A 19,082-nucleotide genomic window follows, 5' to 3' on the forward strand; every position below is an offset into this window, starting at 1 on the left:
ACGCGCCTCGGTGGCCCCGGTGGGAGCCGTGGTCAGTGCTTGCTCAGCCGCGGCGGCCGAGCAGCTTCCAGGCCGTGGGCAGCGCACCCATCGCCAGGGCCGCCTTCAGCGCGTCGCCGATCAGGAACGGGGTGAGGCCCGCGGCGATCGCCTGGGAGAGGGTCATACCGGTGGAGAGCGCCAGATAGGGCACACCGACCGCGTAGATGATCACCGAGCCGAGGGCCATGGTGCCGGCCATCCGCAGTGCGGACCGGTCCGCGCCACGGCGGGCGAGGGCGCCGACGACCGTGGCCGCGAGCAGCATGCCGAGGATGTAGCCGAAGGACGGCATCCCCCAGCCGGACTCGCCTTCGGCGAACCAGGGCATCCCGGCCATGCCGGCCAGTGCGTAGAGCATCAGCGAGAGAAGGCCTCGGCGGGCGCCCAGGGCGGTGCCGACGAGGAGCGCGGCGAAGGTCTGGCCGGAGACCGGGACCGGGGAGCCGGGGATCGGGAGCGCGATCTGGGCCGCGATTCCCGTGAGGGCCGCACCCCCGATGACGAGCGCGATGTCCCGGGTACGGGAGGCGGGCAGCAGGTCCGCGAGGACCGCGCCGGGACGGGAGGTGGCTGTGGCAGTGCTCATCGGGACTCCGCGGAAGCGAGGGAAGGTGTAGGGAGAAGCAAGGAATCTTTGAAGCACAGCGACCGTAGCCCAGGAGCGAACGATCGTTCACCATCAGCCATCGACAAGCCCGATACGGCTGCTTCATGGGGAGTCAACAAATTGGCGACTACACACGCATGGGGGCGTGACTCTCGTCACTGAGGTGGGGCCCTCTTCGCTCCAGCGGAGCATTTCACGGCGCCTGTTGGGTTCCACTAAAACCCCGGGACGCATACGGAGGCCCTCGCAGGGCACTCGCATGGATACCTTGTGTCAATCCAGTGACCGTATAGCGGACGTGTGTTCCCCGTGAGCGGGCGCCGTGCTCAAAATTGCTCCGCTCACCCTCTGCCAAGGAACAGGGCACTTCCATGTCTCGGACCTCCGCGCCCCCACCAGCGCCCGTCGACCGTCGCCCGGACGATGTGACGCTGTCGCACGGACTCAAGCAACGCCATCTCTCGATGATCGCCCTCGGCGGTGTCATCGGGGCCGGACTCTTCGTCGGATCGGGTGCGGGCATCGCCAAGGCCGGCCCCTCCATCGTGATCGCGTATGCCCTCTCCGGGCTGCTCGTGATGCTGGTGATGCGGATGCTCGGCGAGATGTCCGCAGCCAATCCGGCATCCGGCTCGTTCTCGGTGCACGCCGAGCGGGCGATAGGCCCCTGGGCGGGATTCACCGCGGGCTGGGCGTTCTGGTTTCTGCTCTGTGTGGCCGTGGGTCTTGAGGCGATCGGCGCGGCCAAGATCATGACGGGCTGGCTGCCCGGCACCCCGGAGTGGGCCTGGGCCGCCCTGTTCATGCTGGTCTTCTGTGGCACGAACCTTGCCGCCGTGAAGAACTTCGGGGAGTTCGAGTTCTGGTTCGCCGCCTTGAAGGTGGCCGCGATCGTGATCTTCCTGGGGATCGGCGTTCTCGCCATCACGGGACTGCTGCCGGGCACGGATGCCCCGGGCACCGCGAACCTCAGTGGCGACAGCGGCTTTATGCCCATGGGCGTGGACGGTCTGGTGGTCGGGTTGCTCGCCTCCCTCTTCGCCTACGGCGGTCTGGAGACGGTGACCATCGCGGCTGCCGAATCCGAGGACCCGGTACGCGGGGTCGCCAAGGCCGTGCGTACCGCGATGTGGCGGATCGCGATCTTCTACATCGGCTCCATGGCGGTGATCGTCACCCTGGTGCCATGGGACGACCCCCAGGTGGAACAGAAGGGGCCGTATGTGGCGACCCTGGATCATCTGGGGATTCCGGCCGCGGGCCAGATCATGAACGTCGTCGTGCTGATCGCCCTGCTGTCCGCGATGAACGCCAATATCTACGGGGCCTCCCGGATGGCCCGCTCGCTGATCGCACGCGGGCAGGGTCCCCAGGCGCTCGGGAAGACCTCGGGCGGAGTGCCGCGGCCCGCGGTGCTGTTCTCGTCCATCGTCGGTTTCGGATGTGTGCTGCTCAGCTACTGGCGCCCGGATGACGTCTTTATGTGGCTGCTCAACATGGTCGGCGCGATCATTCTGATCGTCTGGATCTTCATCGCGATCTCCCAACTGATCCTGCGGCGCAGGACCGAGCGCGAGGACCCGGCCCGGCTGGTGGTGAGGATGTGGTGGTACCCGGGTCTGACCTGGGTGGCGCTCGCCGGGATGGCCGCGGTGTTCGTCCTGATGGCCAGGGAGGCGGACACCCGGACCCAGTTGCTCTCATCGGGCGGGTTGACCCTCGCGCTCGCGGCGATCGGCTGTGCCCGGCAGATGGCTGGCGCCCGAAAGGCCGCCGCAGCCGAGGCCCCAGCCGAGTGACGGCCACTTCCAGCGCGCCCGCGACCGCTGTTCACCCTGCTCAGCGCTCGGGGCCTTGACCACCGACGCCGAAACTCCCGGGGCCCGGCACGCGCCATCCAGCGCAGCGCTCGGGGCCTTGGCCGTGTGACCGCGTCCACCGTCACACAACGCCCCCAAGACCGGGCGGCCGCACCCGCCCAGCGCCCGATCGACCACCGTACGAGGAGTCCTGGAGCCCAGGGTTCCCCCTGCGCCCCTCGTCGGTGAATCGGTGCGGCATCGGCTTTCCCCCTTCGCGCGATCCGCCCGGGTGACTAGAGGTCAAAGCCGAGGGCCAGCAGTTGACATCCGAGCAGGGCATGCGCCATGGCTCCGGTGGACGGGCCCCACCGGGGAACACTGGGGCTGCGCACACCCGCGCGGGCGTTTCGGTAGATCGGAATCCATGCCGTCACCAAGAGAACGGTGGCGATACCGGACAGTCCCCAGGCGGCCAGCAGTGTGTGCGGCGAAGGCCCACCACCGAGCCGAACTGTCTGAGCCAGTGACACGGCAATCAGAGGCACCACCCAAGGGCCTTCCATAACCGTGGTGCGCTCATTCTCCTCCGCCATTCCCGCTGCCCTTCGCCCATGCCGATGGCGGGACACTCTGGCCTCGACCACCGGAGTCAGCTGTCGCCAGGCTCGCGCGGGTTCTCCTCGGATATCCAACGATATCCAGGGAGAGATGAAACTCCAGGTCAGCGCGGCTACTTCCACCGAAGGCCGACAGATGTCGGCGTTCTGAGGAACGCTTCCCCGTATCCCCGTATCCGCGTTCACGATGATCGCGCTTACGGATCTATGGGTGTACTCCACGGTCACGCCGTTGCGGCGACCCCACGCGAGATGGAAGACAGGCCGCGAAAGCTCCCCCCTCCGCGACGGCCAGCAACGTAACAGAGTTCATGTATGTGACGGAAAATCACCGCGTGATAACAATGACGAGCCCGATATCGACTTCATCTGCCGGTATCATCGGCGAAATCGATGCCCTTGGCAGTCATATGACTAGCCCCGATACCCACTGAAGCGCCTACACCCGCAAATCTCATGCACAGGGCACATTGAGTGAGAGCAGCGCGCATTCACCCTCTTTCATACGCAGTTCGCTCACTGCCGTATTGCGGAGTACGGGGAAGGTTCGGCGATAGTTCCCGAGCGGAATCGAGAGCAACTCACAGAGCACCAGCCGCAGAAGAGTGTTGTGGGCCACCACCAGCACCCGCTCTCCGTCGTGCTCCCGTGCGATCCGACGCAGGGCGGCGACTCCCCGAGCGGCGGCTGCCCGGGGGTCTTCCGCACCCGGGAAGGGGTGGGCCACCGGATCCCTGGTGAAGGCTGCCGCCTCTTCGGGGTTCTCGGCGGCGAACTCGGCGAGGGTGCGTCCCTCCACCACCCCGAAGTCGCACTCCCGCAGGTCGCGTTCACGCTTCGGGACGAGATTGAGCGCCGTGGCCGCCGGTTCGGCCGTCGCGATCGCACGGGAGACCGTCGAGGTCCAGATCGCGTCGAGCGGGGTACGGGCGGCCCATCGGCCGAGTCGGCGCGCCTGGTCCTGGCCCTCGGAGGTGAGAGCCACCTCACTCACCCCCGCATAGCGGTTCTCGGCGTGCCACACGGTCTGGCCGTGCCGGGCCAGCAACAGGGTCGCGCTCATGCCAGGTCCTCCTCGTCCACTCACTTCGTACCGGCTCACATCGGTACGTTCAGGTTCATACCCTCTGATCATCTGCTGTGCCCAAGTGCGCCCCGGCGAACCGTCCTGCCCTCGCTCAGGTGTCGTGTCGACGTCCGCTGATCGATATCCGCCGACTGGTGTCCGCTCCGGACGCGCACTCAGCCCGTACGGCTCCCCTCGGATCCGCGCGTGGGCATCCGTCGGATGCGGTCGGCGGTGGGGGCAGCTCGGGCCAGCCGGCGCAGGTCACACGGGTTCACCCCGTTCGCGCGGGCCCTCGGCCACAGGCACCCAGGTCCTCATGGACTCAGTTCGCGCGGGCCCTGGCGTGCGCAGCCACCGGGCCCGGTAGCCAACCGCGCCGCTCCAACTCCCCCACCAGCACCCGATACGGCTCAAGGAAGCGATCTCTCCCACTCGGTGTGAACACTTCCCCCGGCCGGACCATCCGGTGCGCCGCCGCCGCGAGCGTGGGGGCCGAACCGGCGCCGTAGGCGGCGAGCACCGCCATGCCGAGCGCTGGTTCGCCGTACTCCGGGACCCGCACGGCCCGTCCCAGCACCTCGGCGCGCAGTCGGGTCCAGTACCCGCTGCGAACCGCGCCGCCCGTGAAGGTCAAGGAGCCGTCCACCGGGGCTCCCAGCAGGTCCAGATAGTCGAGGCAGAGCCGTTCCATCAGGGCGATCCCCTGCAGCAGGGCCGCCCAGTGATCCGCGTCGGAGGTCGGGGTACCGAGGAGGAAGGGCACGGCGTCGGGGGCCAGGAACGGGAAGCGCTCCCCGCGTCCGACCAGGGGGTACGCCACCGTGTGCGCCGGCTCGTGGTCGGCGGCCAGGGCGTCGAACGCTGCCGGGTCGGCGCCGGGGAAGGCCACGCGCAGCGCCCCGGCGCCGACGCTGGAGGCACCGCCGGGAAGCCAACTGCCGTCCGGCGAGCGGTGGCTGTAGACCACCCCGGACGGGTCCCGCAGGGGGGTCGCGGTCACTCCCTTCAGGACCAGGGTGGTGCCGAGGACCGAGTTCCAGGAGCCCACCGTGAGCGCCCCGGAGGCGATCTGGGCGGCGCAGCCGTCGGTCATCCCGGCCACGATCGCCGTACCGGCCGGGATACCGGTCTCCGCCGCTGCCGCCGGGCCGACCTCGCCCAGCAGGGTGCCGGGGCTCACCACGTCGGGCAGCGCTTCGACCGGCACCCCGGGGGTGTCGAAGACCTCGCGCTCGGGGTCGTAACCCGTCTTCAGGGCATGGCTGGAGTCCGTCGCCAGCGGCCGTCCGGCGAGCCGGGAGACGATCAGATCCGCCTGGTGGGTGATGCGTCCGGGGCCGTACCCGGCCAGCAGCCAAAGGGCCCGGCCGGGGCCGCGGCCCGGGGCGCGGCCGTCGTCGTACATCAGGGCCGGGGTGAGGCTCCGGCCCGCTGGATCGGTGAGCAGGACCGTGCCCGATGTGGAGCAGACCGCCAGTGCGCGGGGGCGGTGGCCACCGTGCAGCGCGGCGCGGGTGGCGGCGCTGACCGCGGTCCACCAGGCGTCGGGGGACTGCTCGTGGCGGTTGCCCTCGCGGACGCCGGCGAGGGGTGCGCAGCCGCTGCCGTGGACGACGCCTTCATCGTCCGCGACCACCGCGCGGACGCTTTGCGTGCCGAGATCGATGCCCATCCACATAACAGCCCCTTAAGCCATAACCCTTTTCACGTTGCTTTATGAGAAGTTCTCATCTTGCACCGCGAAAAACCGCTGCGCGAAGCATTGACGGCCCTCTTTAGCTGACTCAAGCTCTGTTGCGATTCAAGCCATCGGGCGTGGGAGGTCGGATGGGACGGCAGCACCCCGCGTCACGCAGGGAGGCGATAGCCGACCATGTGTTGGCGCGGGGCGAGGCTGCGGCCGCGGAACTCGCCGAGCGGTTCGGGGTCAGCTTGATGACCGTGCACCGCGATCTGGACGAGTTGGAACGGCAGGGGGTTGTCAGAAAGTTCCGAGGCGGTGTCACCGCACAGCCGTCCGGTGTGTTCGAGTCAAATGTGGCGTACCGAATGAAGTCCATGCGCCACGAGAAAGCGGGCGTCGCAGCGCGCGCGTTAGATCTCATCGAGCCGGGCATGGCGGTGATGCTCGATGACTCCTCCACGGTTTTGGAGCTCGCACGTCTGCTCGGGAGGGTCACCCCCCTGACCGTGGTGACCAACTTCCTCGAAGCGCTCACGCTGCTCTCCACCGAGCGCGGCATCCATCTGATCGCGCTCGGTGGCGACTACGATCCGCTGCACTCCTCCTTCCTCGGGGTCGCATGTGTGGAGGCCGTGCAGTCGCTGCGGGCCGACATCTCCTTCACCTCGACGTCGGCGGCGTCCGCAGGGTTCGCGTACCACCAGGAGCAGCACATCGTGTCCGTGAAGCGCGCCATGCTCGATTCGGCGGCCAGGAACATACTCCTGCTCGACCACAGCAAGCTGGGCCGGACCGCGCTCCACCGGTTCGCCCCGCTCTCCCGTTTCGACCTGGTCCTCATCGACGACGGTGCTCCGGCCGACGCGAGGCGCGAACTCGACGAGCACAAGATCCCCTATCAGGTCTGCACCGTGGGCGACACCTGACCGAATTGGCTCGTAGACCGTAAATGATCTCGCGAACGATCACGCGGAGGAATTGAATGAAAGTCCTGGCTGCCGGCGACCATTTCGTCCGCAATTCCCTGATCGCCGAGGCATTGCGCCATGACCTCGCCGATTCCTCGCTGGAGCTGACCGAACTCACCCTGCCCTGGCCGATTGAGCCATTTGGGCAGGTCGGCGAAGTCAATGAGGCCAGTGACGCGGAGGATGCGCTGATCAGGGCGTTGGACGGCGTGGAGGTATGCGTCACTCAAATGGCCCCCTTCACCGAACGCGTCCTCAAAGCGGCGCCCGAACTCAAACTCATCGCGGTCTGCCGCGGTGGGCCGGTGAATGTCAACGCGGACGCGGCGCGGGAGCAGGGGGTGCGGGTCTGCTACGCGCCGGGGCGCAATGCGGCCGCGACGGCGGAGTTCACGATCGGGTTGATGCTGTCGGCGCTCAGGCGCATCCCCGAAGCACACGCGTCGCTGACCGGGGCGGGCGGCTGGGACGGCTCCTACTACACCTACGAGCGCAGTGGGATGGAGTTGGAGGACACCCCGGTCGGCCTGGTCGGATACGGGGCGGTGGGCAGCCGGGTGGCGCGGGTACTGGGCGCGTTCGGGGCTGAGGTGGAGGTCTACGACCCCTATGTGCGCGGCGATGTACGGGGAATGCGTACGTCGTCGCTGGAGGCGTTGCTGTCGCGCTCACGGGTGCTGACGCTGCACGCCAGGCTGACTCCGCAGACCCAGGGGCTGATCGGGGCGCGGGAGTTGTCGTTGCTGCCCCGGGGAGCGGTGCTGATCAACGCGGCCCGGGGCGGTCTCGTCGATACGGAGGCGCTCTGCGACGCCCTGGACAGCGGGCAGTTGGGGGCGGCGGCGCTGGACACCTTCGAGGAGGAGCCCCTGCGGCCGGGCGCTCGGCTGCTGTCGCTGCCGAATGTGGTGCTGACTCCGCATGTGGGTGGGGCGAGCCAGTCGGTGGCGCGCAAGGCCGCGCGGATCGCCGCGGCCGAGGTCGTGCGGTACGCCAGGGGCGAGCCGCTGGCGAACGCCCTGCCGTAGCCGGATCGCCCACCCTCGGTACCTGCCTTCCCCCACACCCGGCGACGGGGTGGGCGGGGGCCACGGTCGGGGCCGGGGCCGAGAGTCTGTTGGGGGGCTTTCGGCCCCGGCCCCGCGCCCCTGAGGGAGCCCGGGCACTGGCGCTCCAGCGGGACGACGTCGGTGTTCGGCCTGTGCAGAGGTGGCGTGGCGAGTGCGGTGCGCTGATGTTCGATCAGGAGTGTTCTCCCGTCGGGTGCGGCCCGCGTTGATGGTGGACGAGGGTCTGCCGCCGTCCGGGCCAGGTGGACCAGTTTCAGGGCGTGCGTGCGGGGTTGAGCACCCTGGCGGACGCGGGACCCGATCGTGGTCATGGTCGGCCGCACGCGCTACCGGGAGCACAGCGCTTGACCCTCACGTGGCGTCAGGCCGCATGGTCGGTGGTGTGGAAGAGCATCTGACCGTGGGGCGGGTGGCCGAGTTGGCCGGAGTGAGCGTCCGCACACTGCACCACTACGACGAGATCGCACTCGTGGAGCCGTCCGCGCGGACCGCGGCCGGTTACCGGGCCTACTCGTCGGGTGATCTGGAGCGGCTGCGGAAGGTGCTCGCCTATCGGCGGCTGGGCTTCGGATTGCGCGAGATCGCGGATCTGGTGGACGACCCCGCCACCGACGCGGTGGCACACCTGCGTCGGCTGCGCGGCCTGCTGCTGGACCAGCGCGACCGCGCCGCTGCCATGGTGACGGCCCTGGACAGGGAACTGGAGGCACGGGCGATGGGGATCAGGACAACACCTGAGGAGCAACTGCAATTGTTCGGAGCACAGTTGTACGAAGCGATCGGGTCCGCCTACCCGGCGACGCGGCGCACCGAGCCGCGGATCGCCGAGAGGGTCTGGGATGCGCTCGGGGACGCCCGGACGGTGCTGAACGTCGGCGCCGGCACCGGCTCCTATGAGCCTCCCGACCGCGATGTCACGGCGGTGGAACCGTCGGCGGTCATGCGGGCACAGCGTCCCGCGGACGCGGCGCCGTGCGTGGCCGCGAGCGCGGAGAGCCTCCCGTTCGAGGACCAGTCCTTCGACGCCGCGATGGCCTTCAGCACCGTTCACCACTGGCGGGACCCGATCGCCGGGCTGCGTGAGATGCGGCGCGTGGCCCGCCGCGTCGTGGTGTTCACCTACGACGCCAGTGACATCGATCGGCGCCAGCGGTTCTGGCTCACCCGCGACTACCTGCCCGAATTCGCCGACCTGCTCGTGGACTGGCCTTCGCTGGCCGACCTGACCCGCGCGATCGGCGGCCGTGCGGAGCCGGTGCTCATCCCGTGGGACTGCGCGGACGGCTTCTTCGAGGCGTACTGGCGTCGGCCGGAGGCGTACTTGGACGAAGAGGTGCGCCGCGCGGTATCGGTATGGACCAGAGTCGGGCCAGGGGCCGAGCGGCGGGCCGTGAGCAGACTGGGCGACGACCTCTCCTCGGGCCGGTGGGCCGAGCGCAACCGCGACCTCGTCGCCCTCGACGCGGCAGAGCTCGGCCTCCGCCTGATCGTGGCCTAGGCCCTCGTACACGAGAACGCCGGCCTGGACCCTCGACATGCGGGAACACCGACGTGAACGGGTGCGGGAACACCGCGAGGAGCTGACCCGCCGAAACCCTCGGGCGTCGGCGCGGCGTCAGTCGGCCTCGCCGGCCGACTCGACCTGGTGTCTCTCGCCGTACAGGTCGAGCAGGGACCGCCCGGTCCTCCCCCGTGGCAGGACCGGGTGAAGCGTCGGAGTGAGGAGTCGGAGTAGGGCCGGGTAGGGGACACATCGGGCGCGGGTCCCCGGGATGGGGAAGCGCGCGGGGAAGACTCGGGCGAGGGACTCACTCCGCGGGAGGGGCGCGATGGTGGCATTCATCGGGATCGACGCCGGTACATCCATGGTCAAGGCCGTTGCCTTTGACCAGTCGGGGCAACCCCTCCACACCGAGTGCCGCCCGGTGCGCCTCGACATCCAGGACGGGCGCGTCGAGCAGGACATGGACGAGGTGTACGGAGGCGTCCAGGACGTGGTGAGCGCGCTCACCCAGCGGGTCGGGCGGCCCGCGCTGGTCGGCCTCACCGGGCAGGGCGACGGGGTGTGGCTGGTCGATGAGTCCGGGCGGGCGGTACGGCCCGCGATCTCCTGGATGGACGGGCGCGCCCACGCCCTGGTGGAGGAGTGGAGCGCCGCGGGGGTCATCACCTCGGTGTTCCGGCGCACCGGGAGTGCCATGTTCCCCGGCTGCCCCGGCCCGGTGCTCGCCTGGCTGGACCGCCATGAACCGGCGTCCCTGGACGCGGCGGCATCCGCGGTCGCTTGCAAGGACATGGTCTTCCAGCGGCTGACGGGCGTACGCGCGACCGATGTCTCCGACGCGTCGATGCCCTTCCTCGACCCCCGTACCCGCCGCTACTGCGACGAGGTGGTGGCCGCGCTCGGGCTCACCCACCGCAGGGGCCTGCTGCCCACCGTCAGCGATCCGATCGCGGTCGGCGAGTTGGCGTCCGGCGCGCCGATTGCCAGCGGCCCCTATGATCTGGCCGCCTGCGCCTTGGGCGCGGGTGTCACGGCCCCCGGTGATGGGCTGCTGATCGTGGGCACCTGCCTGGCCGCGCTGGTCGTCACCCGGGAGTTGGATCTCGACGGGGACCCCGCCGGCCTGCATATCTCGACCGATCGCCCCGGTCAGTGGCTGCGGGCGATGCCCGCCATGGTGGGGACCGCGGCACTCGACTGGATGCTGGGGATCGCCGGTGTGTCCCATACCGAGGTGGACGCGCTGCTGGAGGCGACTCCCCCCGGAGCCCATGGCGTACGGGTGCTGCCCTACTTCGCGCCCTCCGGGGAGCGGGCCCCCTTCGTGGAGCCGCGGCTGCGGGCGGAGTTCACCGGGGTGTCCCTGGAGTCGTCCCGGGGGGACCTGGTACGGGCGGTCTGCGAGGGCATCGGCTTCGCCGCCCGGCACTGCCTGCAGGCGGCGGGGCTGACGGGTTCGCTGGCGCTCTGCGGTGGCGGCACCCGCTCCTCGGCCTGGGCCCAGTTGTTCGCGGATGTGCTGGCCAGGCCCGTGCGGATCGCGGAGGGCGAGGTCGGTGCGCGGGGTGCGGTGCTCGCCGCCGCCGCTCGCTCGGGTACGGAGTTGGACGCCGGGGTGTGGACGGCCCCGGTGGAGGTGGTGGAGCCGGACCCGGCACGGGCGGCGTTCTACGCGAAGGCGTACGAGGAGCATCTGGATCGGTTGGCCGTGGCTCGGGCGCTGGCCCGAGCCAACTGAGGCCGGGGTTCGAGTTGGCGAGGTCGCCCGGGCGGCGTTCGGTGCTGCTCGCGGCCGGTGCGACGGCGGCCGGCATGCCGGGGACCAGGGCGGCGGGGACCAGGGCGCCCGGGACCAGCGCGGCGTCGAGGGCCCCGGCCGACGCGGGCAAGCCGGCGCGGCGGCCCCTGGTCATCGGCCACCGTGGCGCGCCTGGCTGGCGACCTGAGCACACCGCCGAGTCCTACGCCCTGGCCGCGGCGGTCGGCGCTGACTGGCTGGAGCCCGACCTCGTCTCCACCAAGGACCGCGTTCTGGTGGTGCGGCACGAGAACGAGATCTCCCGGACCACGGATGTACCGGGGCGCCGGGAGTTCAGATCCCGCAGGACCAGCAAGGTGATCGACGGACGGCGGGTGCGGGGCTGGTTCACCGAGGACTTCACCCTCGCCGAACTGAAGACCCTGCGGGCCGTGGAACGGCTGCCGGAGCTGCGCAACCGCAACACGGTCTTCGACGGCCGGGCGCCGATCCTCACCTTCCAGGAGGTCATCGATCTGACCCGGTCACTCTCCCGGCGCCATCGGCGCCCCATCGCGCTCTTCCCCGAACTCAAGCATCCCGGCTACTTCCGTTCGATCGGGCTGCCGCTGGAGCCGGAGTTGGTGCGGACCGTACGGCGCAACCGGCTCGGCCCGCGGGACTGCGTCATCCAGTCCTTCGAGCCGTCGAGTCTGCGGCGGATCGCGGCGGCCGGCCTTGGGCTGCCCCTGTGGCAGGCGCTCGGCCTGAACGGTGGGCCGTTCGGGCACGACACCACCTATGGCCGTATGGCGACCCCCGAAGGGCTGCGGGAGATCGCCCGCTACGCGCAGTGGATCGGACCTGACAAGTCGTCGGTACTGGCGCCCTCCCCGCTGCTCGCCGACGCTCACGCCGCCGGTCTGAGAGTCGGCGTCTACACCCTCCGCGCGGAGAACGGGTTTCTGACCGGTGGGCTCCGTCGGGAGGGCGAGGACTGGGAGTTCGGGGACGCGTTCGGTGAGTACGCCCTGTACTACGGCCTCGGCGTAGACGCCGTCGTCACCGATTTTCCCGATCTGGCGGTGCTCGCGAGGGACCGTACGGCACCAGCGACCTAGGACCAATGCCTGATCTGCGGCCCCCTAATCCTGCTGCTAACGTGCACTTGCATAAGATGCGCAATAAGCAGTCGGAGGGACCGGAGCAATGGCCATCTACACACTTCCTGATCTGCCGTACGACTACACCGAGCTCGAACCGGTCATCAATCCGCAGATCGTCGAGCTGCACCACGACAAGCACCACGCCGCCTACGTCAAGGGCGCCAACGACACCCTTGAGCAGCTCGCGGAAGCTCGTGACAAAGAGGCCTGGGGAGCGATCAACGGCCTGGAGAAGAGCCTCGCGTTCCATCTCTCCGGGCACATCCTCCACAGCATCTACTGGCACAACATGACCGGTGACGGTGGCGGCGAGCCGCTGGACAAGGACGGTGTCGGCGAACTCGCGGACGCCATCGCCGAGTCCTTCGGGTCATTCGAGAAGTTCAAGTCCCAGCTGACCAAGGCGTCGGCGACGACCCAGGGCTCGGGCTGGGGAGTGCTCGCCTACGAGCCGGTCAGCCGTCGTCTGATCGTCGAGCAGATCTATGACCACCAGGGCAATGTCGGTCAGGGCTCGGTACCGATCCTGGTCTTCGACGCCTGGGAGCACGCCTTCTACCTTCAGTACAAGAACCAGAAGGTGGACTTCATCGACGCCATGTGGGAGGTCGTGAACTGGCAGGACGTGGCAAAGCGCTACGCCGAGGCCAAGGACCGCACTCCGCTGATCACTCCCTGACAAGCACCACCCAGCCGGGCCCCCGATGAAGGCCCGGACGGTCGTCCTGCTCGTGATCGTCTTCTCAACCTTCACTCGCAGGCGGAATAGAGGAAGTGCCCCACGAGGACATGACTCGTGGGGCACTTCCGCTTGTCCCCCGGCCCCCGCGTGCCCGGGCAGCTTCCTATCCGGCCAGTCGGTCTACCCGGGCAGTTCTTATCCGGCCGGTCGGTCTAGTCGAAGGAGGGCTCGGCCGTACGGGTGCGCTTGATCTCATAGAAACCGGGGATCGACGCCACCAGCAGCGTCCCGTCCCAGAGCCTGGCCGCCTCCTCGCCCTTGGGGGCGGGGGTGACGACCGGACCGAAGAAGGCGATCTGCTCGCCGTCCGGTCCCGGCACCGCGATCACCGGGGTGCCGACCTCCTGACCGACCTTGTCGATGCCCTCCTTGTGGGAGGCGCGCAGCTCGGCGTCATAAGTGTCCTGGTCGGCGTAGTCGGCCAGGCTGACCGGCAGGCCCGCGTCCTCCAGCGCGCCGACGACCGCTTCCCGGGTCGGGCCCTCGCCACGGTTGTGGAAACGCGTGCCGAGCGCGGTGTACAGCTTGCCCAGCACCTCGGCGCCATGCTGCTCCCGGGCGGCGATGGCGACCCGGACCGGACCCCAGGCCGCCTTCAGGCCTTCCCGGTACTTCTCGGGGATCTCGTCCAACTTGTCCTCGTTCAGCACGGCGAGGCTCATCACATGCCAGCTGACCTCGACATCGCGGACCTTCTCCACCTCCAGCATCCAGCGGGAGGTCATCCAGGCCCAGGGGCACAGCGGGTCGAACCAGAAATCAACCGGAGTCTTGCCGTTCTCGGACATGTCTCTCCTCATCGCAAATCCACAGAGCGGCTCATCGATATCCACCATCGCGACGCGCCGCGCGCCTGAACGCGACAACGCCGCCGCTCGCCGACCGATTCCCGGGATACCGGCTGCCAGGTGCGCATGACAGGATCGGTCCTGTTCGAACGAGTCAAGAAGGAGAGCCCGTGCCCGGTGAGAATCTGTCCCGCGACGAAGCCCGTCAGCGGGCGGAGCTGCTGTCCGTCGACGGGTACGAGGTGGCCCTTGACCTGCGTTCCGCGGTCGAGGGACCTGGGGAGGGCACGGCGAACCCGGACACCTTCCGTTCGGTGACCACCATCCGCTTCCGCAGTACCCGGCCGGGGGCATCGACCTTCGTCGACCTCATCGCCCCGGCCGTCACCTCGGTCACGCTCAATGGGACCGCGCTGGACGCGGCCGCCGTCTTCGACGGCTCCAGGATCGCGCTGGACTCGCTGGCGGCACAGAACGTACTGGTCGTGGACGCGCAGTGCGCCTACAGCCGTACGGGCGAGGGGATGCACCGGTTCGTCGATCCGGAGGACGGCGAGGTCTACCTCTACACCCAGTACGAGCCGGCGGACGCCCGGCGGGTCTTCGCCAACTTCGAGCAGCCCGACCTCAAGGCGCCGTACCGCTTCGAGGTGACCGCGCCCGAGGGCTGGACCGTCTGGAGCAACAGCCCCGCGGAGAATCCGCGGGACAGCGAGAAGGACGGGGTGTGGCGGTTCGGCGAGACCCAGCCGATCTCCACCTACATCACCGCGGTCGTCGCCGGTCCGTACCACTACGAGACCGATCTCTACACCCGCACCCTCGATGACGGGAGCGTGCTGGAGATCCCGCTCGGGGCGATGTGCCGCAAGGGGCTCGCCCGGCACTTCGACGCGGATGACATCTTCCTCGTCACCAAGCAGGGCCTCGACTTCTTCCACGACCGGTTCGACTATCCGTACCCGTTCGGCAAGTACGACCAGGCCTTCGTGCCCGAGTACAACATCGGCGCGATGGAGAACCCGGGGTGTGTCACCTTCCGGGAGGAGTACATCTTCCGAGGCAAGGTGACCCAGGCATCCTACGAGCGCCGGGCCAACACCATCCTCCATGAGATGGCCCACATGTGGTTCGGCGATCTGGTCACCATGGTCTGGTGGGACGACCTCTGGCTCAAGGAGTCCTTCGCCGACTTCATGGGCGCCTACGCGTCGGTCGGCGCGACGCGCTTCACCAACGGCTGGGTCACCTTCGCCAACAACCGCAAGGCCTGGGCCTACCGCGCCGACCAGTTGCCGTCCACCCACCCGGTCACCGCCGACATCCGGGACCTGGAGGACGCCAAACTGAACTTCGACGGCATCACCTACGCCAAGGGCGCCTCCGTACTGAAGCAGTTGGTGGCGTACGCGGGGGAAGAGGCGTTCCTGGAAGGCGCGCGGCGCTACTTCAAGCGCCATGCCTACGGCAACACCCGGCTCGGCGATCTGCTGTCCGTCCTGGAGGAGACCTCAGGACGGGACATGGTGGCCTGGTCGCGGCTCTGGCTGGAGACCACGGGCGTCAACTCGCTGACGCCCATGGCCACTTATGACGCGGCCGACCGGATCACCGAACTGGCGATCGTGCAGGACGGCGAGATCCTGCGACCGCACCGGGTGGCGGTAGGGCTCTACCGGCACGAGGGGCCGGAGTCGGGTTTGGTGCGCTATGCGCGGGCCGAGGTGGATGTGAGCGGGCCCCGGACCGTCGTCACGGAACTGGTGGGCGGCGAGCGGCCCGATCTGATCCTCGTGAACGACGACGATCTGACGTACTGCAAGATCCGTTTTGATGAGGGCTCGCTGGAGACCCTGCGCGCCCACCTCGGTGACATCGCCGACCCGATGGCCCGTGCGCTGTGCTGGTCGTCCCTGTGGAGCCTGACCCGGGACGCTCTGATGCCCGCCCGGGACTTCGTGGATCTGGTGCTGCGGTTCGCCGGGCGCGAGAGCGACATCGGGGTGCTGCAGATGCTGCACACCTGGACCCACACCGCGCTGGTGCACTACGCGGCACCCGCCTGGCGGGCGGAAGGCGGCCGACTGCTCGCCCAGGGTGCCCTCAGGGAGCTGCGGTTGGCGGAGCCTGGCAGTCAGCACCAGTTGACCTGGGCGCGGTTCTTCGCGGCCGTGGCCGCGTCGGCAGCCGACCGTCAGCTTCTGAGCGGCCTGCTCGCCGGTACGGCGAAGATCGACGGCCTGGAGGTGGACCAGGAGCTGCGCTGGGCGTTCCTGGAGCCGCTGGCGGCGCAGGGCGTGGCCGATGAGGCGATGATCGCGGCGGAGTTGGTACGCGATGACACCGCGTCCGGCAAGCGGCATGAGGTGCGCGCGCTGGCCGCCCGACCGTCGGCGGAGGTCAAGCGGGTCGCCTGGGCACGGGTGGTGGAGTCGGACACCCTCTCCAACGCTCTGGTGGGGGCCACCATCTCGGGCTTCGCCCAGGCGGGACAGCGGGAGCTGCTCGCGCCCTACGCGGCCCGGTACTTCGAGATGATCGAGCGGGTGTGGGACGAGCGGTCCATTCAGATCGGGATGGATGTGGTGCGCGGGTTGTTCCCCTCGCTCCAGGACGCGCGGACGACACTGGCCACGACCGACGCCTGGCTCTCGGCTCATGAGTCAGCGCCACCGGCACTGCGCCGGCTGGTGCTCGAAGCCCGGGACGATCTCTCCCGTGCAGCCAGGGCCCAGGCTCGGGACGCCTCGGCCTAGTCCTGGCCACCGTCCACCGGGGGCGTTTCCGCGCGGAGAGGCGTGGGGCGCCCCCGAGGCGTGTCCGCCCATCGGTGTCCGCCCATCGGGGCGTTCCACCGAACGGCGGGGCAAGCGGACCGGGAAGGCTGGGCGAGAGTCCTGACACGCTGGGGTGCCTTGGGAGCCAGTTGACCGGGACCAGAAAGGGGCGGTAATCGGCAGTCGAACAGCCGTACTTTAGGCCTAACTTGTCCCCAATTGTCGACGAATTGGTAACGGCGTGTTAGCTCACCCTGTCCAGATGGGCATCCCCGCAGCATGAACCCCCTGCCGCTGCACCAGTTGACCGACATCCGCCCCCGCCTCCTGTCCACTCCTCAACTGCGTGACCACGGGGTCTCCCCCGCGCAGGCGGCCGCGCGATGCCGCCCCGGTGGACCGTGGCAGGCGCTGCTGCCGGGGGTGTACCTGCTGCACCCGGGCACCCCCACGAGCGAGGAGCGGCTCCACGGGGCCCTGCTCTACGCCGGACGCCCGGTGCTCCCCGCACAGTTCGAGCACGGCACGGCACCCCCGTACGGAAATGCCATGATCACCGGATTGGCCGCGCTGGCGCTCTACCAGTTCGCCAGCGCACCGCCGTTGACCGGGATCGAACGGATCGACGTACTGGTGCCGCGCACCCGCCGGCTGCGCTCCATCGGCTGCGCCCGGATCGTCCGAACGCACTCCCTGCCCGCCGCCGGGGAGATCACCGGGCTACCCGTCGCCCCGGTGGCCCGTGCCCTCGCGGACGCCGTCGCGGAGCTCACCGACGCGGACCTCGTCCGTCGACTGCTCACCGAGGCGGTACGCGACCGGCACTGCGACCCGGCCGCGATCGTCGGGGAACTGAGCCGGGCCCGGCTACTGAACCTCCCCCAGGTGGTGGACGTCGTCGACTCGCTCCTCGCCGAGGGCCGGTCCATCGCCGAGGAGCGGCTGTACGACATGGTGGGCATGTACCAACTGCCCGACCCGGTCTGGAACGTCGATCTGCGGCTGCCGGGCGGCCCCCACCTCGGCAAGGTGGACGTCTACTGGCCCGACCAGGCCGTCGCGGTGGAGCTGAACACCCGCTCCCCGCGGCACGGCGAGGACGCCGCCTGGTCGGAGCACGTCCGCAAGCGGGAGCATCTGGAGCGGTTGGGCATCACGGTCGTCCATCTCACGCCGGCGAAACTGCGGGACTCCCTGGAACAGCAGGCGATGGTGGTGCGGACCGCGCTCACGGCGGCGGGAGACCGCGCCCCCGCCGCCTATGTGGTGGTGCTGCCCCGCTGAGTGCCCCGGCTGGGTGCGCGAGGGGTCAGCGGCAGTACTCGGCCTCCAGCACGGCGTCCCGGTCACCCATCCAGTCGCCGTTGAAGTTCATGGCCAGCGAGTGGTCGCCGTCCCGGGTGACGGCCGCCCTGCTGTTGGAGCCGTGGATGCCGCCGCCATGGCCCCAGACCTCCTTGCCGCAGGAGAGCTTCTGACTCATCAGGCCCAGTCCGTAGCCGACCCCCGACTGGTTGGGGTCGATCGGCACCGTGTCGGTGAGGGCCTTCTGCTGCTTGGGCGGCAGCAGCGCCCCCTTGAGCAGGGCGCGGTAGAAGCGCTGGAGGTCGCCGGAGTCGGAGATCATCTCACCGGCCGCATAGGCGGCCGACGGGTTGAGTTCGGTCACATCGTGGATCTTCGTCGCGGTGGGGTCTTCGCTGAGTTTGGAGTACCCGCGGCTCGCCGGCTGGGGCACCCGGTGGTCGGTGCCCGGCACGGAGGTGGCGCGCAGCTTCAGCGGGCGCAGGATGCGGCGTTCGATCTCGGAGCCGTAGGGGCGGCCGGTGGCCTTCTCGATCACCAGACCCGCGAGGACGTAGTTGGTGTTGGAGTAGTGCCAGTCCGCACCGGGGGCGAAGTACGGCTTGTGCCGCAGCGCGATGTCGACGAGTCGGCGGGGCTGCCAGGTGTCGTAGCGGTGCTGGAAGAAGCCGTCGCCGAAGACCCTCCGTACGAAGCCGGGGTCATCGGTGTAGTTGTAGACGCCGCTGGTGTGGTTGAGCAGTTGCCGCACGGTGATACGGCGACCGTCGTGGCCGTTGCCGCTGACCACTCCCGGGAGCCAGCGGTGTACGGAGTCATCCAGATCGAGTCTGCCCTCGGCTTCCAACTGGAGCAGTACGGTGGCGACGAAGGTCTTGGTGATGGAGCCGACTCGATAGCGGTCCTGGGCCGAGCGGCTCTTGCCGGTGCGGAGGTCGCCGACGCCTGCGGTGCCGCTCCAGGCGCCCTGGCGATCGCGTGTCTGGGCGACGACACCGGGCACTCCCTCGCGAACGAGCGCTTCGATGGCCTGTTGAGTGCGGTCATGGCCATGACTAGCCGGCCGAGCTGCGGTCGTGGTCGTGGTCGTGGTCGAGAGGCTGGGCGATGCGGCGGCGGGGGCGATCAGGGCTCCGGCGGCGGCGACCGCCACCGCCGCGATCAGTGTGGTCCGGATCGTCTGTGTTGGCATGGCAGCTCCTG

The 19,082-nt window shown here is 69.3% G+C and carries 15 protein-coding genes; 9 read left to right on the forward strand and 6 right to left on the reverse strand.

Features of this window, described 5'->3' with window-relative positions; translation table 11 throughout:
• Positions 1–43: 43 nt before the first annotated feature.
• Complete coding sequence (locus NBG84_RS27355; protein ID WP_250922287.1) at positions 44–628, reverse strand: biotin transporter BioY; 585 nt, start codon at positions 626–628, stop codon at positions 44–46.
• A 392-nt stretch (positions 629–1,020) separates the two neighbouring features.
• Here NBG84_RS27355 and NBG84_RS27360 point away from each other — a divergent pair, with 392 nt between their 5' ends.
• Positions 1,021–2,448: an amino acid permease gene (locus tag NBG84_RS27360; protein ID WP_250922288.1), complete on the forward strand. Its 1,428-nt coding sequence runs from the start codon at positions 1,021–1,023 to the stop codon at positions 2,446–2,448.
• Positions 2,449–2,744: 296 nt separating this feature from the next.
• Here the strand turns inward: NBG84_RS27360 and NBG84_RS27365 are convergent, their stop codons facing one another.
• From NBG84_RS27365 to NBG84_RS27375, 3 genes are all read right to left on the reverse strand, one after another.
• Positions 2,745–3,044 (reverse strand): hypothetical protein, encoded by a 300-nt coding sequence (locus NBG84_RS27365; protein WP_250922289.1) that lies wholly within the window; start codon positions 3,042–3,044, stop codon positions 2,745–2,747.
• Positions 3,045–3,522: 478 nt separating this feature from the next.
• Positions 3,523–4,131 carry a histidine phosphatase family protein gene (locus tag NBG84_RS27370; RefSeq protein ID WP_250922290.1) on the reverse strand — a complete coding sequence of 203 codons (609 nt, stop codon included), beginning with the start codon at positions 4,129–4,131 and terminating at the stop codon, positions 3,523–3,525.
• Positions 4,132–4,459: 328 nt separating this feature from the next.
• Positions 4,460–5,815 carry an FGGY-family carbohydrate kinase gene (locus NBG84_RS27375; RefSeq protein WP_250922291.1) on the reverse strand — a complete coding sequence of 452 codons (1,356 nt, stop codon included), beginning with the start codon at positions 5,813–5,815 and terminating at the stop codon, positions 4,460–4,462.
• Between the two features lie 149 nt (positions 5,816–5,964).
• Between NBG84_RS27375 and NBG84_RS27380 the strand changes: the two genes are divergently transcribed.
• The 6 genes from NBG84_RS27380 to NBG84_RS27405 all read left to right on the forward strand — a co-directional run bounded on the left by NBG84_RS27380 (position 5,965) and on the right by NBG84_RS27405 (position 12,946).
• Complete coding sequence (locus tag NBG84_RS27380; RefSeq protein WP_250922292.1) at positions 5,965–6,747, forward strand: DeoR/GlpR family DNA-binding transcription regulator; 783 nt, start codon at positions 5,965–5,967, stop codon at positions 6,745–6,747.
• A gap of 56 nt (positions 6,748–6,803) precedes the next feature.
• On the forward strand, positions 6,804–7,817 hold the full coding sequence (locus NBG84_RS27385; RefSeq protein ID WP_250922293.1) for a 2-hydroxyacid dehydrogenase: 1,014 nt from the start codon (positions 6,804–6,806) through the stop codon (positions 7,815–7,817).
• 412 nt (positions 7,818–8,229) lie between these two features.
• Complete coding sequence (locus tag NBG84_RS27390; RefSeq protein WP_250922631.1) at positions 8,230–9,357, forward strand: MerR family transcriptional regulator; 1,128 nt, start codon at positions 8,230–8,232, stop codon at positions 9,355–9,357.
• Between the two features lie 331 nt (positions 9,358–9,688).
• Positions 9,689–11,101 (forward strand): FGGY family carbohydrate kinase, encoded by a 1,413-nt coding sequence (locus NBG84_RS27395; protein WP_250922294.1) that lies wholly within the window; start codon positions 9,689–9,691, stop codon positions 11,099–11,101.
• A 14-nt stretch (positions 11,102–11,115) separates the two neighbouring features.
• Positions 11,116–12,222 carry a glycerophosphodiester phosphodiesterase family protein gene (locus NBG84_RS27400; RefSeq protein ID WP_425608703.1) on the forward strand — a complete coding sequence of 369 codons (1,107 nt, stop codon included), beginning with the start codon at positions 11,116–11,118 and terminating at the stop codon, positions 12,220–12,222.
• An 88-nt stretch (positions 12,223–12,310) separates the two neighbouring features.
• On the forward strand, positions 12,311–12,946 hold the full coding sequence (locus tag NBG84_RS27405; RefSeq protein WP_250922295.1) for a superoxide dismutase: 636 nt from the start codon (positions 12,311–12,313) through the stop codon (positions 12,944–12,946).
• 215 nt (positions 12,947–13,161) lie between these two features.
• Here NBG84_RS27405 and NBG84_RS27410 read toward each other — a convergent pair whose 3' ends face one another.
• Positions 13,162–13,797: a mycothiol-dependent nitroreductase Rv2466c family protein gene (locus NBG84_RS27410; protein WP_250922296.1), complete on the reverse strand. Its 636-nt coding sequence runs from the start codon at positions 13,795–13,797 to the stop codon at positions 13,162–13,164.
• Positions 13,798–13,967: 170 nt separating this feature from the next.
• Between NBG84_RS27410 and pepN the strand changes: the two genes are divergently transcribed.
• Positions 13,968–16,553 carry an aminopeptidase N gene (gene pepN / locus NBG84_RS27415; RefSeq protein WP_250922297.1) on the forward strand — a complete coding sequence of 862 codons (2,586 nt, stop codon included), beginning with the start codon at positions 13,968–13,970 and terminating at the stop codon, positions 16,551–16,553.
• 300 nt (positions 16,554–16,853) lie between these two features.
• Positions 16,854–17,858 carry a hypothetical protein gene (locus NBG84_RS27420; RefSeq protein WP_250922298.1) on the forward strand — a complete coding sequence of 335 codons (1,005 nt, stop codon included), beginning with the start codon at positions 16,854–16,856 and terminating at the stop codon, positions 17,856–17,858.
• 25 nt (positions 17,859–17,883) lie between these two features.
• On the opposite strand, the gene NBG84_RS27425 is transcribed toward NBG84_RS27420, so the two are convergent.
• Positions 17,884–19,071 carry a serine hydrolase domain-containing protein gene (locus NBG84_RS27425; protein WP_250922299.1) on the reverse strand — a complete coding sequence of 396 codons (1,188 nt, stop codon included), beginning with the start codon at positions 19,069–19,071 and terminating at the stop codon, positions 17,884–17,886.
• Positions 19,072–19,082: the final 11 nt, after the last annotated feature.

This window comes from Streptomyces albipurpureus, assembly GCF_023701525.1.
Lineage (GTDB): Bacteria > Actinomycetota > Actinomycetes > Streptomycetales > Streptomycetaceae > Streptomyces > Streptomyces albipurpureus.

Bases quoted from the DNA above. Each gene is read 5' to 3' on its own strand.
- NBG84_RS27355 (WP_250922287.1), bottom strand. From the start codon at position 628: ATGAGCACTGCCACAGCCACCTCCCGTCCCGGCGCGGTCCTCGCGGAC.
- NBG84_RS27360 (WP_250922288.1), top strand. From the start codon at position 1,021: ATGTCTCGGACCTCCGCGCCCCCACCAGCGCCCGTCGACCGTCGCCCG.
- NBG84_RS27365 (WP_250922289.1), bottom strand. From the start codon at position 3,044: ATGGCGGAGGAGAATGAGCGCACCACGGTTATGGAAGGCCCTTGGGTG.
- NBG84_RS27370 (WP_250922290.1), bottom strand. From the start codon at position 4,131: ATGAGCGCGACCCTGTTGCTGGCCCGGCACGGCCAGACCGTGTGGCAC.
- NBG84_RS27375 (WP_250922291.1), bottom strand. From the start codon at position 5,815: ATGTGGATGGGCATCGATCTCGGCACGCAAAGCGTCCGCGCGGTGGTC.
- NBG84_RS27380 (WP_250922292.1), top strand. From the start codon at position 5,965: ATGGGACGGCAGCACCCCGCGTCACGCAGGGAGGCGATAGCCGACCAT.
- NBG84_RS27385 (WP_250922293.1), top strand. From the start codon at position 6,804: ATGAAAGTCCTGGCTGCCGGCGACCATTTCGTCCGCAATTCCCTGATC.
- NBG84_RS27390 (WP_250922631.1), top strand. From the start codon at position 8,230: ATGGTCGGTGGTGTGGAAGAGCATCTGACCGTGGGGCGGGTGGCCGAG.
- NBG84_RS27395 (WP_250922294.1), top strand. From the start codon at position 9,689: ATGGTGGCATTCATCGGGATCGACGCCGGTACATCCATGGTCAAGGCC.
- NBG84_RS27405 (WP_250922295.1), top strand. From the start codon at position 12,311: ATGGCCATCTACACACTTCCTGATCTGCCGTACGACTACACCGAGCTC.
- NBG84_RS27410 (WP_250922296.1), bottom strand. From the start codon at position 13,797: ATGTCCGAGAACGGCAAGACTCCGGTTGATTTCTGGTTCGACCCGCTG.
- NBG84_RS27420 (WP_250922298.1), top strand. From the start codon at position 16,854: ATGAACCCCCTGCCGCTGCACCAGTTGACCGACATCCGCCCCCGCCTC.
- NBG84_RS27425 (WP_250922299.1), bottom strand. From the start codon at position 19,071: ATGCCAACACAGACGATCCGGACCACACTGATCGCGGCGGTGGCGGTC.